The organism is Hymenobacter ruber (assembly GCF_054783255.1).
The window spans coordinates 1,009,720-1,023,146 of record NZ_BAAGQX010000004.1 but is presented as its reverse complement, the minus strand read 5'-3'; the positions used below and the strand labels follow the sequence as shown (position 1 = coordinate 1,023,146).

Here is a 13,427-nt window from a genome sequence, read left to right as displayed (position 1 = left end):
TCTACTTCCACTCATGGCCCGCTATTTCCTGCTTCTGCTGCTGATTCTTCCCCGCCTCAGCCGCGCCGATATTACCCTGCCCGCGCTGCTGACCGATAACCTGGTGCTCCAGCAAAAAACCACCGTGGCGCTGTGGGGCTGGGCCACCCCTGGCGAGGCCGTGACGGTAGCCACCAGCTGGCAAAAAGCCCCCGCCAAAGCCACCGCCGACGCGCAAGGCAACTGGCTGGTGCGCGTGCCTACCACCAAGGCCGGCGGCCCCCACACCATCACCATCGAAGGCCGAAACAAGCTCATCATCAACAACGTGCTGCTAGGTGAAGTCTGGCTGTGCTCGGGGCAGTCGAACATGAAATTCTCGGTGGATAAGGGCTCAGCCAAATGGATGACGGGCGTCAAGAATGCGGCGGAGGTGGTTCCGCAGGCCCATTTTCCGGCCATTCGCATGTTCACGGTAGCGGAGCGGGTGGCCGATGCGCCGCAACGCGATGTGGCTGGCAGCTGGGTGGTGTGCAGCCCCGAAACCGTGGGCAAATTCTCGGCCGTGGCCTACTTTTTCGGTCTGGAAATTCATCAGAATCTGGGCGTGCCGGTGGGACTTATTCATTCCTCCTGGGGCGGCACTCCGGCCGAATCCTGGACGCGGCGGGAGGTGCTGGAATCCAACCCTGTGCTGCGGCCCATCCTCACGCGCTACGCCCTGGGCCTCACGCAGCGCCCAGCCTACGAAACCGCCTTAGCGGCCTGGAAACAAGAGAAAATCGACAACCCGCAAACCACCCGCCCCAAGCCGGAAGAGCCACTGAGCGCCACCAGCAATAAGTCGCCCGCCAAGCTTTACAATGGCATGATTCGCGGGTTGGAGCCGTATACGTTGCGCGGCGTAATCTGGTACCAGGGCGAGAGCAACGCCGAACGCGCCTACCAGTACCGCACCCTGTTTCCGGCGATGATTGCGAACTGGCGGCAGGACTGGCAGCAGCCCAGCCTGCCGTTCTACTTCGTGCAGATAGCCCCGCACAAGGGCCAGAACCCCGAAATTCGCGAAGCGCAGCTGCTTTCCTGGCAAGCCGTGCCGCACACCGGCATGGTGGTGACCACCGACGTGGGCGACTCGCTCGACATCCACCCGCGCGACAAGCAGACCGTGGGCCACCGCCTGGCCCTGTGGGCCCTGGCCAAAACCTACGGCGAGCAGGCCCTCCCCCACTCCGGCCCGCGCTACCAGGCCATGCGGGTGAAAAATGGTGAGGCCATCCTCACCTTCGACTACGCCGGGGGCCTGCTGAGCCGCGACGGAGACCTGCGCGAGTTCACCGTGGCCGGCCCCGACAGCGTGTTCCGGCCCGCCCGGGCGCGCATTGTGGGCCGCACGGTGGTGGTAAGCAGCCCGCAGGTGGCCCAGCCAGTAGCGGTGCGCTTTGGCTGGGCTAAGTCGCCGATGCCCAACCTGTTCAACGGCGCGGGGCTGCCCGCCTCGCCCTTCCGCACCGACCAGTGGCGCACGCCCACGCAGGGCAAAGAATAGGAGCCGGGAATCGTTTTGGGAAGCAGGCAGGAGGGTGCGGGAAGGCTATTAATTAGAAAAAATAGATTTTTGCATAGATGAGTGGTGAACCCCGGTCGGTTGCTACCAATTCTACCAAAAAGACCCGGACAAGGCCGGTATGGGTAGCTGCAACTGCCCATACCGGCTGGGGCCACCGCCACCCAGCGGCATTTTGCTCCCAGCCGCGCCCCAAAGCCCCGGCCAGGGCCGCCAGCCTCAACAGTAGTGAGTAAGCAACTACTAAACGAAGTGGCCCTAAGCAGTAGTCTACAGGAGAGTACCGGCAAAACACCCTCCTAATATTGGCCTCAGGTTCCGCTTCCACGCTCCTTCTTTCTTCAAAAAAAATCTCACCCAAGTTCATACGCTCATGAAGAAGTTTTATCCCTGGCATCGTTTGCGTCTTGCGGCGTGTGTGCCAATGCTCCTGTTGGCGGGGCCGGGAACGGCACTGGCCGCCGCGCACCCGGTGCGCCACGTAGCCGCCGACTGGCAGCTGACCGGCAAAGTGACCTCGCCCAGCGGCGAAGGCCTGCCCGGCGTGACCGTGGTGGTGAAAGGCACCACCCTGGGCACCACCAGCAACGCCGATGGCTCGTTCAGCATTTCGGTACCCGATAAGGCCGGCACGCTGGTATTCAGCTTTATCGGATTCCAAACCCAGGAGAAACCCTTCTCCGGCCCCGGCAGCTTCAACGTGAAGCTGAGCGACGACACCAAGAGCCTCGACGAGGTAGTGGTGGTGGGCTACGGCACCCAGAAGCGCGCCGACGTGACCGGCGCCATCGCCACCCTGGACGCCCGCAAGCTGGAAGAGCGGCCCATTGCCCGCGTCGACCAGGCGCTGGTGGGCCAGCTGGCCGGCGTGCAGGTGAAGCAGGTATCGGGCGTGCCCGGCCGGGCCTTCAGCATTCAGGTGCGGGGGGCGGGCTCCATCTCGGCCGGCAACGAGCCGCTGTATGTAATCGACGGCTTTCCGCTGGAGACGGCGGCGGCCAACGGCGGCGGGCGTTTCAGCGCCGGCAGCCCGCTCGACAACATCAACCCCAACGACATTGAGAAGATTGAGGTGCTGAAGGATGCGGCCGCGGCCGCCATCTACGGCTCGCGGGCGGCCAACGGCGTGGTGCTCATCACCACCAAGCGCGGCCGCTCGGGCAAGCCCCAAATCAGCGTAAATTCCTACGTGGGCGGCTCGCGGGCCGCCAAAAAGCTCGACCTGCTGAGCGGCGACGAGTGGATTGCGAAGGCCACGGAAATCATCAACACCAACTGGGTGCGCTCGACGCCGACCACGCCCGGCGCCCGGCCCCGCACCGCCGACCAGGACAACGCCACCCGCCGCCAGATTATCAACAGCACGCCACTGGCTACCACGGGCTTGCTGCCCACGCCCTTGACCGCCACACAGTACAACACCGACCTGATGCTGGACGAGCGTTGGGCGCTGCCCGGCCACCCCGGGCTGGCCTTTGTGGACTGGCAGGACCAGCTTTACCGTACCGGCCTCAGCCAGAGCTACCAGGTGAGCGCCTCCGGGGCCACCGATAACGTAAACTACTTTGTATCGGGCAACTACAGCGACCAGCAGGGCTTCGCCATCGGCCTCGACTACAAGCGCTACTCGGCCCGCGCCAACGTGGAAGTAAAAGCCAGCGACAAGCTGCGCTTCGGCCTGACGGTGAGCCCGTCGTTTTCGATTGCCACCGACCCGGGCATTGAAGGCAAGGACAACCGCTTCCACCAGCTGCTGTCGGAAACGCCGGTGGTGGAAGACACGGCCGGCGTGAATACGAATTACGGCAAAAACGAAGCCTACCGCTGGGGCGTGAGTGCCAACAGCCCCATTGCCCTCATCAAGGCCTACCAAGGCGACACCCGCACGTTCCGCACGCTGGGCACCGTGTTTGGCGAGTTCCAGCCCATTGCGGGCCTGCGCCTGCGCTCCTCGCTGAACATGGACAACACCGATGCTACGTCGAAGTCGTTTCAGCCGCCCGCGCGCAACCTGACCTCCTCGCTGGCCAGCGGCTCGTACTCCGGTTTCCGCCGCCAGACGTTTGTGAACGAGAATACGGCCACTTACAGCAAGGTCATCGGCAAAAACGACTTTTCGGTGCTGGTGGGCCAGGCTTACAACTTCTCCAAGCTCGACAACGTGGCTCTGGCTGCGAATGGCGGCTTCATCAACAACAACCTGACCACGCTGAACGCGGCCACGAACATCACCGGCACGGCCGCCAACTACACCACCGAGACCCAGAGCGTGCTGCTTTCGTACTTCGGCCGCCTGCAATACGCTTTCGATGGCAAGTACCTGGTTTCGGCCAGCGTGCGCCGCGATGCTTCGTCGCGCTTCGGGTACGAGGACCGGGCCGGCGTGTTCCCGGCCGTATCGGCCGGCTGGCGCATCTCGCAGGAGCCGTTTATGGCGGCCACCACCAACGTGCTGAGCGACCTGAAGCTACGCGGCAGCCTGGGCTACTCCGGCAACAACACCATCGGCGACTACAGCAGCATTGCCACGCTGGGCTTTGCCAACTACGCCCTCGGCGGCACTTCGGCCGTGCAGGTGACGGGCCAGGCCCCCAACAAAGTGGGCAACCCGCAGCTGAAATGGGAGCGCAACCGTACCGTGGACTTTGGCGTGGACGTGGCCTTCCTCAAAAACCGCATCACGGCCTCGGCCGACTACTACACCAAAACCAGCCAGGACCTGCTCCTGAACGTGCCCGTGGCCAGCGGCGCGGGCTTCACCACCAGCCTGCAAAACATTGGCGAGGTGCGCAACAACGGTTGGGAATTGGAGCTGAACACCCGCAACGTGGAAGGCGCTTTCTCCTGGACAACCTCCTTCAACCTGAGCCACAACGAGAACAAAGTGGTGCACTTGGGCCCCGGCGATGCCACCATTGAGGTGCCCAACGGCCTCGATACGCCCAGCAACATCCTGAAAGTGGGCCTGCCCATCTACAGCATTTTCGTGGTGAAGCAGACCGGGATTCTCACCCAGGCCGACATCGACGGCAAAGTGGCCCAGTTGGGCACGCAGTCGGCCGGCGAGCCTAAGTTTGAGGATTTCAACGGCGACGGCAAAATTGACTTCAACGACCGCCAGGTGGTGGGCAACCCCAACCCCACCTACACCTACGGCATGACCAACACGCTTCGCTACAAGGGCTTCGACCTGAGCTTCCTGGTGCAGGGCCAGGCCGGCGGCTCCATCTACTCCACCCTGGGCCGGGCCATCGACCGGATGGGCGTGGGCTACAAGGAAAACGCCCTGGGCCGCGTGCGCGACCGGTGGATGTCGGCCGATAACCCCGGCGACGGCATCAAGGGCAAGGCTACGCCGCTGAGCACCACCTTCATCCGCAACACCGACTGGCTGTACTCGTCGAATTACTACCGGGTGCGCACCATCACGCTGGGCTACGACCTGGGCCTGATTATCAAGAAGAGCGTGGCACAAGGCGCCCGCATCTACGTGACGGCCGAAAACTGGTTTGGGCACGACAACTACTACGGCGGCCTCAACCCCGACGCCCTGAACACCAACAACGGCAGCACCTTCGTGTCGGGCTCGGACTACGGCGGACTGCCGCTGGCCAAAACCCTGATTCTGGGCCTGAACCTCACTTTTTAATCGGCTGGGTTTGTCCCGCTCACCCTTCTGAAAATTCCCATGAAACGTATATTCCTCTTCTTAAGCCTGGCCTGTGCCGTGGCCCTGAGCGGCTGCGAAAAAGACCTGGACCAGCTGCCGATTTCGAACGGCTCGGTGCCGGATTTCTATAAATCGGCCGCCGACTTCGACCAGGCCATGACCTCGGTGTACAGCACGCTGCGCGGCTATCCCGACCGCGAAGTGTACCTGTCGGAAGTGCGCTCCGACAATATTTACGCCTCCAGCGCCGTGGGCGGGCGCGACTGGGACCCCATCAACAACTTCTCCACGCTGCTCAACATCAACGCCATCGTGGCCGATGCTTGGGCTTCGGACTACGCCGCCATCTACCGGGCCAACGTCATGCTCGACCAGCTGGCCGCCAATGGCTCGGTGGTGCCGGCCGCGCTGCGCACCCGCTACGAGGGCGAGGCCAAGTTCATCCGGGCCTTCATGTACTTCGATTTGGTGCGCAAGTTTGGCCGCGTGCCCGTGATTGACCACGCCCTGCTGCCCCGCGAGGTGGCCCAGATTCCGCGCGCCGATGTAGCCAAAGTGTACGATTTGATTCTTAGCGACCTGGGCACCGCCATCACCAACCTGCCCACCTCCTACACGGGGGCCAACGTGGGCCGCGTGACGGCCGGCGCCGCCAAGGGCATTCTGGCGCTGGTGTACCTCACCCGCTCGGGCCCGACGTACAACATCAAAGGCCCCGGCCTGAACTCCAACGAGTACGACAAGGCCAACGCCCTGCTCGACGACATCATCGCGGCCAAAGGCACGGCCCGCTACGCCACCCAGGCCACCTACGCCGGCATTTTCTCGCCCACGGCCGAGAATAACTCGGAGGTAATCTTCGACATTCAGTACTTCGCCAACGGCTCGGTGGGCGGCTCGTTCCAGAACATTGTGGTGCCCGATGGCTACTACACGCAGCTAGGTCTGTCGTTCTCGGCCGGCTCGGTCGAAATCAAACCCACTTCGAACGACCTGATAAGCTCGTATGCTACCGCCGACCTGCGCCGGGCATTCAACATCCAGTTTGGCTACTCGTACGTCACCGGAGCGACGACCACCTCGGATACCCGGCCGTTCTTCAAAAAGTATGTGAACGTGGCCGCCAAAGGCGCCAGCCGCACCGACTGGGGCCTGAACTACATCGTGCTGCGCTACACCGACATCCTGATGATGAAGGCCGAATGCCAGATGCACGGCGTGGGCGGCAGCACAGCCGATGCCCTGCTGCTGGTGAACCCCATCCGGGTGCGGGCGGGCGTGCCGGCCCTCACCACCCTCACCCTGGAAAGCCTCATGGAGGAGCGCCGCCGCGAGTTTGCCGGCGAAAACCTGCGCTGGAACGACCTCATGCGTTCCGGCCTGGCCCTGACCGTGATGAACGCCTGGGCTGCGCGCGAAGACCTGGCCCCGCCGTTCAACAAAATCACCCGGCCCATCACCGCCAACCTGCTGCTCTATCCTGTGCCGCAGGCCGAGTTGGCCGCCGTACCCGGCCTCTACGACCAGAACGACGGTTACTAGAAAAACTGTTTGCTGAGGCGCTGCGCCCGGTTTTGGCTTTGGTTGGCAATGCGCCGGCGGGGCCGAAACCGGGCGTAGCTGCGTTCGGCCCGCCCCCCGCACCCCACAGTACAGGACAGTGCGGGCGGCCGCGGCCGCTTCTTTTGCTCCTCCCTCCTATTTCCCACCCCATGCCGCAACTGTCCTGCTTATTTCTCAGCCTGTTGGCGCGTAGGCGCTTGGTGCGCTGCTGCTTTTGGTGCGGGCTGTTGCTGCTGAAGCTGGCCGCTTCCGCCCACGCTACGCCCCCGGCGACCGGCCGCTTAAAATTCAACTTCAACCCGGATTGGAAGGTGCGGGTGGGCGATACCCCCGGCGCGGAGGCTGTCGGCTTTGATGATGCGAGCTGGAAAAAGGTGACGCTGCCCTACGCCTGGAACGAAGACGAGGCATTCAGCAAAGACATCAAGGATTTGAGCACCGGCGTGGCCTGGTACCGCAAGCGTTTCCGACTGCCGGCCGGGGCGGCGGGCCAAAAAATATTTATTGAGTTTGAGGGCGTACGGCTGGCCGGCGAGTTCTACCTGAACGGCCAGCGCCTGGGCCTGCACGAAAACGGCGTAATGGCCGTGGGCTTCGATTTGACGCCTTTCCTTCGGCCCGCCCCCCAGGAAAACGTGCTGGCCGTGCGCACCGACAACGACTGGGATTACAAAGAGAAAGCCAGCAGCCAGATGTTCCAATGGAGCAACCGCAACTTCAACGCCAATTACGGCGGCATCCCGAAAAACGTGTTTCTACACGTGATGAGCCCGCTGCACCAGACGCTGCCGCTATTTTCCACGCTGAGCACTACGGGCGTATATGTCTATGCCCAGGATTTCGACGTAGCCGGCGGCCGGGCCACGGTGGTAACCGAAGCGCAGGTAAAAAACGAGCTTCCGACCGCCCGCACGTTCGCGTTTGAAGCGTCGGTGGCCGATGGCGAGGGCAAAACCATCGGCACGTTCAGCGGCGGCGAAACCACCTTGCAGCCGGGCGAAACCAAAACGGTGACGGCCCGCGCCGCCCTCAATGGGCTGCATTTCTGGAGCTGGGGCTACGGGTATCTGTATACGGTTTCGACCCGGCTCATTGTTGACAAAAAAGTCATTGACGAAGTAAAAACCCGCACCGGTTTCCGCAAAACCGAATTCGCCCACGGCCTCATCAAGCTCAACAACCGCGCCATGCAGGTGCACGGCTACGCCCAGCGCACCAGCAACGAGTGGCCCGCCGTGGGCCTGGGCGTGCCCGCCTGGCTCTCCGACTACAGCAACGGCCTGATGGTGGCCGGCAACGCCAACCTGGTGCGCTGGATGCACGTCACGCCCTGGAAACAGGACATCGAGAGCTGCGACCGGGTGGGCCTACCCCAGGCCATGCCCGCCGGCGACGCCGAAAAAGACGTGGCCGACCGCCGCTGGGGCCAGCGCCTGGAGCTGATGCGCGACGCCATCATCTACAACCGCAACAACCCCAGCATCTTGTTTTACGAGGGCGGCAACGAGAGCATCAGCGCCGCCCATATGCAGGAGCTGAAGGACATTCGCAATCAATATGACCCGCACGGCGGCCGCGCCATCGGCTCGCGCGAGATGCTGGACATTCCGCAGGCCGAGTACGGCGGAGAGATGCTCTACATCAACAAAAGCGCCACCAAGCCGCTCTGGGCCATGGAATACTCGCGCGATGAGGCCCTGCGCAAGTATTGGGATGAGCTCACGCCGCCCTTTCACAAGGATGGGGCCGGCCCGCTTTACAAAGGTGCCAATGCCGCCGACTACAACCGCAACCAGGACTCGCAGGCCCGCGAGGACGTGATGCGCTGGTACGACTACTGGCACGAGCGGCCCGGCACCGGCACGCGCAGCAGCGCCGGTGGCGTCAACATCGTGTTCAGCGACACCAACACCCACTACCGGGGCGAGGAAAACTACCGCCGCAGCGGCGAAGTCGACGCCCTGCGCATCGCCAAAGACGGCTACTACGCCCACCAGGTAATGTGGGACGGCTGGGTAGAGCCCGAAAAACCCCGCACGCACATCATCGGCCATTGGAACTACAAAACAGGCACGGTGAAAAACGTGGACGTGGTATCGAACGGCGAAAAAGTGGAGCTATTTCTCAACGGCAAGTCGCTGGGTTTTGGGCAGCAGAATTACCGCTTCCTGTTCACTTTCAAAAACGTGGCCTGGCAGCCCGGCACCCTCCGCGCAGTGAGCTACGACGCGGCCAGCAAATCTGTGAGCCAAGCCGAGCACCAGACTGCCGGCCCGGCCGTGGCCCTGCGCCTCAGCCCGATACTCAGTCCGGCCGGCCTGCACGCCGATGGCACCGATTTGGCCCTGGTTCAGGTGGAAGCGGTAGATGTGCAGGGCCGCCGCTGTCCCACGGCGCTTAACATGGTGAACTTCACGCTGAGCGGGCCGGCCGAGTGGCGCGGCGGCCTGGCGCAGGGGCCGGGCAACTATATTCTGGCCAAAAGCCTGCCGGTGGAAGGCGGGGTGAACCGCGTGCTCATTCGCAGTACTACGCAGGCCGGCAAAATCAGCATCACCGCCTCTTCCGAGGGCTTGAAATCCGCTTCGGTCAACCTGAAATCGGAACCTGTGAAAGTAGAAAATGGCCTGACCATGCAGCTGCCCGGCGCAGATTTGCCGGTGAGTTTGCGGCGCGGGCCCACGCCGGCCGGACCGTCGTTCATAGTCTCGCGGGTGACGGTGCCAATCACCGCCGTAACGGCCAGCTCCAACACTGCCAATGCGGCTTTCAGCTTCGATGACAATGAGTTGTCGGAGTGGATTTCGGACCGCAAGGAGTCGCGGCCGTGGATTGAATACGCGCTGGCCCGGCCCGCCCCCGTCAGCCAAGTTGCCATGAAAGTGACCGGCTGGCGCACCAGCACCTATCCCATTCGCATTTTAGTCGACGGGCAGGAAGTGTTCAGCGGCACTACGGAGCGCAGCCTGGGCTATTTCACGGCGACATTTCCACCGCGCACCGGCCAGAAGCTGCGCATCGAGCTAACCGGCACCACCCAGGCCAAAGATGCCTTCAACATCACCGAGCTGGAAACGCCCAAAGTACCTACCGCCGCTACCGACCAAGCCGGCCCGCCCGGCACGCTGGGCTTGGTAGAAGTGGAAGTATATGAGAAGCCGGCCATTTCGCCAGCGCCGTAATCCACCGATATGCTCAAAAACGCACTCCTTTTCTGCGCACTCCTACTAACTGGCTCGCCGGCCCAGGCGCAAACCGCGCCTGCCCCGCCCGCGCTCTGGCACAACCAGCCGCGCACCCTGCGCTACCACCCCGAAGGCTCTGATTTTGTCATCACCAACGGCACGCACCGCTTCACCCGCGCCCTCTACGGCACCAACACCGCCTTCCGCGTCGAGGCCGGCGACCTGCCCGAATTTGCCCTGTACCTGCCCGGCATGGGCGGCAACCTGAAATTCGGCCTGCTCGCCAACGGCCAAAGCAAGTGGCTTATCAATGCCGAAAACATCACTGCCCGCTACCGCCCGGGGATGATGCTCTACGACATCACCGACCCCCTGCTGGGCACCGGCAAGCTCCACCTCGAAGTGCTGGCCCGCGCTGAGGCCGAAGGCATCATTGTGAAAGCCCACTTCGAAAATGTGCCGGCTAACTCGGTGCAGCTGCTTTGGGCTTTCGGCGGGGCCACGGGCAAAAAATTCAGCCGCGACGGCGACATTGGGGCCGACCCCGAATCCAGCTTTTATCTGAAGCCGGAGTACTGCCAGGGCAATGCGTTCGAGCTAAAAAACAACAGCTTCACCCTAAGCTACGGCGCGGCCGCCAAGCCAGCAGCAAATGCCGCCGAAGCGGCAAAACCGAACGCCGCCGAGCCCAAAAACCTGACCGGTATAGTACCCCAGGCCTCCAAAACGCACGTAGCCGACGCCACGCAGCAGGAGACTCCGCTGCAGCTTCTGGCATCTTCCGCGTCGGCCACGCCGGTGCTGGCGGGCGCGGTGCCAGCCAAAGCCGGCGAAGACCTGTACTTCGCCATACAGAAGCCAGAAATTGCTCCTGCGCTCAATTACCCCGCTTTGCCGGCCGTTTTCGCCCGGGCCGAAACTGCCCGCGCCGCGCGGGCCGGCCGCATCAACATCAGTACGCCCGACCCCTATATCAACACGCTCGGCGGAGCGCTGGCCGTGGCCGCCGATGCCATTTGGGAAGCCCCGTCGTATCTGCACGGCGCGGTGGCCTGGCGCATCCGCCTCGATGGCTGGCGCGGCCCCTACGCCGCCGACCCGCTGGGCTGGCACGACCGTGCCGCCACCCACTTTCGCGCCTACGCCAAGTCGCAGCTCACCGGCCCGCCCAACGGCCCCGTAGTGCCCGATACCGCCCTGCACCTGGCCCGGCAGCTCGAAAAGCTGGGCACCACCGTGTTCAGCGAAGGCTACATAGCCCGCAACCCCGGCGGCGATTTCCGCCCCCACCACTACGACATGAACCTCGTGTTCATTGACGAGCTGCTACGCCATTTCAACTGGACCGGCGACCTGCAGTTTGCGCGCGAAATGTGGCCCGTGCTCCAGCGCCACCTGGCCTGGGGAAAGCGCAACTTCGACCCCGACAACGACGGCCTCTACGACGCCTACGCCGCCATCTGGGCCTCCGATGCACTGCAATACAGCGGCGGGGCCGTCACTCACACCTCGGCCTACAACTACTTCGCCAACCAGAAAGCCGCCGAGCTGGCCCAGCTGTTGGGCGAAAACCCCGCCCCCTACCGTCAGGAGGCGGAGCACATCCGCCGGGCACTGCAAAGCCGGCTCTGGCTGCCCGCCCAGGGCTGGTACGCCGAATATCAGGACGCCCTCGGCCTGAAAGGCCTCCATACTGCCGCCGGCCTCTGGACCATCTACCACACCCTCGATTCGGACGTGCCCGATGCCTTCCAGGCCTACCAGGCGCTGCGCTACGTCGATGCCGAAATCCCGCATATTCCGGTGCGTGCCGCCGGCTTGACCGATGCTGGCTACTACCTGCTTTCAACTACGAACTGGCAGCCCTACGACTGGTCGCTGAACAACGTGGTGCTGGCCGAAAACCTGCACACCAGCCTCGCCAACTGGCAGGCCGGCCGCCGCGAAGAAGCCTTCCTGCTCTGGAAAAGCGCCCTGCTCGAAAGCCAGTACCTGGGCAGCAGCCCCGGCAATTTCCAGCAGATTTCTTTCTACGACACCTACCGGGGCGAGCTGTACCGCGACTTTGCCGACCCCGTTGGCATGGCCGCCCGCTCGCTGGTCGAGGGCCTGTTCGGCATCCGCCCCGATGCCCTGCACGACACCCTGCGCATCAGCCCCGGCCTGCCCGCCGCCTGGGATTCGGCCGCGCTCCGTGTGCCCGACGTGGCCTTCCGTTTCCGCCGCCAGGACCGCCGCGAAACCTACACCATCACCCCGCACCTCCCGAAACAGTTGGCCCTACAGCTGCGCGTGCCGGCCCTGGCCAGCCGCGTGGCTTCGCTGAAGGTGAACGGCCAGCCGGCCGCGTGGCACAACGTCACCGCTACCGTGGGCCGGCCGCTTATAGAACTCAGCATCCCCCCGGCGGCCCGCTATGTGGTGGAAATAGAATGGCTGGGCGATGCGCCGGATGCGGCCGCCCCAACAGCATCAGCCGCTATCGGGGCCGCGTTTGCTGCGACGTTTGCCCACGCCCGGATTATTCAGGTTTCTGACCCGCAACAGGTGTTGCGCCAGCCTCGGCTGGATGGTTCGGCGCTCGCGGCGCAGGTGGCTGGGGTTCCGGGCAGCCGCACCGCTTTCGTGCAGCTCAAGCAAGATGATTTAGTATGGTGGGAGCCGCTAAAAATCACGGTTCAGCGCCCAACTGCTCCTACTCTTGCTACCAAATCCCCTGCTCCTGCCAAATGGGAAACCGTGGATTTATCCGCCGCTTTCAACGACCGGGTGACGCAGATTTTCCAGAACAAATACCTCTCGCCGCGCCCTGCCGTGGCCACCCTGCAACTGCCCACCCAAGGCATTGGCAACTGGTGCTATCCGCTCACCCAGGCCAATATCGACGACAGCGGCCTGCGCCAGTTGGCCGGCTCGAAAAACGAAATTCACCTGCCCGAGGGCGTGCCCCTGCGCATACCCGGCGCGGCCGGCGCGAAGAATATTCTCTTCGTATCGCAGTGGGACAACTACCCCCACCAGGTCACGCTGCCGTTGCAGGGCCGCGCCCGCCGCGCCGTGCTGCTGCTGGCCGGCTCCACCAACGCCATGCAAAGCCAGTTTTCCAATGGCGAAGTCACCATCGCCTACGCCGACAACACCACCGCCACCCTGCCCCTGCGCAACCCCGACACGTGGTGGCCCATCGAACAGGACTACCTCGACGACGGCTTTGCCTTTCAGACCGGCGCGCCCCGCCCCTACCGCGTCCACCTCAAAACGGGCCTCATCACCCGCAATTTCAGCCAGTACACCAGCATCAAAGGCTTCAGCACCCGCGCCATCGACGGCGGCGCAGCCACCGTGTTGGAGCTGCCCCTCGACCCTGGCAAGAAACTCAAATCCCTCACCCTAAAAGCTCTGGCCAACGATGTGGTGATTGGGCTGATGAGCGTGACGCTGGACCGTAACTAATGCTTCTCCC

Annotated in this window: 5 protein-coding genes; all 5 read left to right on the top strand. The window is 63.5% G+C overall.

Translation table 11 applies throughout. The features are described from left to right. Positions 1 to 13: 13 nt before the first annotated feature. The 5 genes from ACYVM5_RS15070 (at position 14) to ACYVM5_RS15050 (ending at position 13,417) form a co-directional block, all read left to right on the top strand. On the top strand, positions 14 to 1,528 hold the full coding sequence (locus ACYVM5_RS15070; RefSeq protein ID WP_460618936.1) for a sialate O-acetylesterase family protein: 1,515 nt from the start codon (positions 14 to 16) through the stop codon (positions 1,526 to 1,528). 391 nt (positions 1,529 to 1,919) lie between these two features. Next, entirely contained in the window at positions 1,920 to 5,195 is a 3,276-nt protein-coding gene (locus ACYVM5_RS15065) for a SusC/RagA family TonB-linked outer membrane protein (RefSeq protein ID WP_460618935.1), read from the top strand. A 39-nt stretch (positions 5,196 to 5,234) separates the two neighbouring features. After that, positions 5,235 to 6,758, top strand: coding sequence for a RagB/SusD family nutrient uptake outer membrane protein (locus tag ACYVM5_RS15060; RefSeq protein WP_460618934.1), 1,524 nt, complete (start codon positions 5,235 to 5,237; stop codon positions 6,756 to 6,758). A 170-nt stretch (positions 6,759 to 6,928) separates the two neighbouring features. Next, complete coding sequence (locus tag ACYVM5_RS15055) at positions 6,929 to 9,961, top strand: glycoside hydrolase family 2 protein (RefSeq protein WP_460618933.1); 3,033 nt, start codon at positions 6,929 to 6,931, stop codon at positions 9,959 to 9,961. Between the two features lie 9 nt (positions 9,962 to 9,970). Then, on the top strand, positions 9,971 to 13,417 hold the full coding sequence (locus tag ACYVM5_RS15050) for a DUF4450 domain-containing protein (protein ID WP_460618932.1): 3,447 nt from the start codon (positions 9,971 to 9,973) through the stop codon (positions 13,415 to 13,417). Positions 13,418 to 13,427 lie beyond the last annotated feature (10 nt).

Bases quoted from the DNA above. Each gene is read 5' to 3' on its own strand.
- ACYVM5_RS15070 (WP_460618936.1), top strand. From the start codon at position 14: ATGGCCCGCTATTTCCTGCTTCTGCTGCTGATTCTTCCCCGCCTCAGC.
- ACYVM5_RS15065 (WP_460618935.1), top strand. From the start codon at position 1,920: ATGAAGAAGTTTTATCCCTGGCATCGTTTGCGTCTTGCGGCGTGTGTG.
- ACYVM5_RS15060 (WP_460618934.1), top strand. From the start codon at position 5,235: ATGAAACGTATATTCCTCTTCTTAAGCCTGGCCTGTGCCGTGGCCCTG.
- ACYVM5_RS15055 (WP_460618933.1), top strand. From the start codon at position 6,929: ATGCCGCAACTGTCCTGCTTATTTCTCAGCCTGTTGGCGCGTAGGCGC.
- ACYVM5_RS15050 (WP_460618932.1), top strand. From the start codon at position 9,971: ATGCTCAAAAACGCACTCCTTTTCTGCGCACTCCTACTAACTGGCTCG.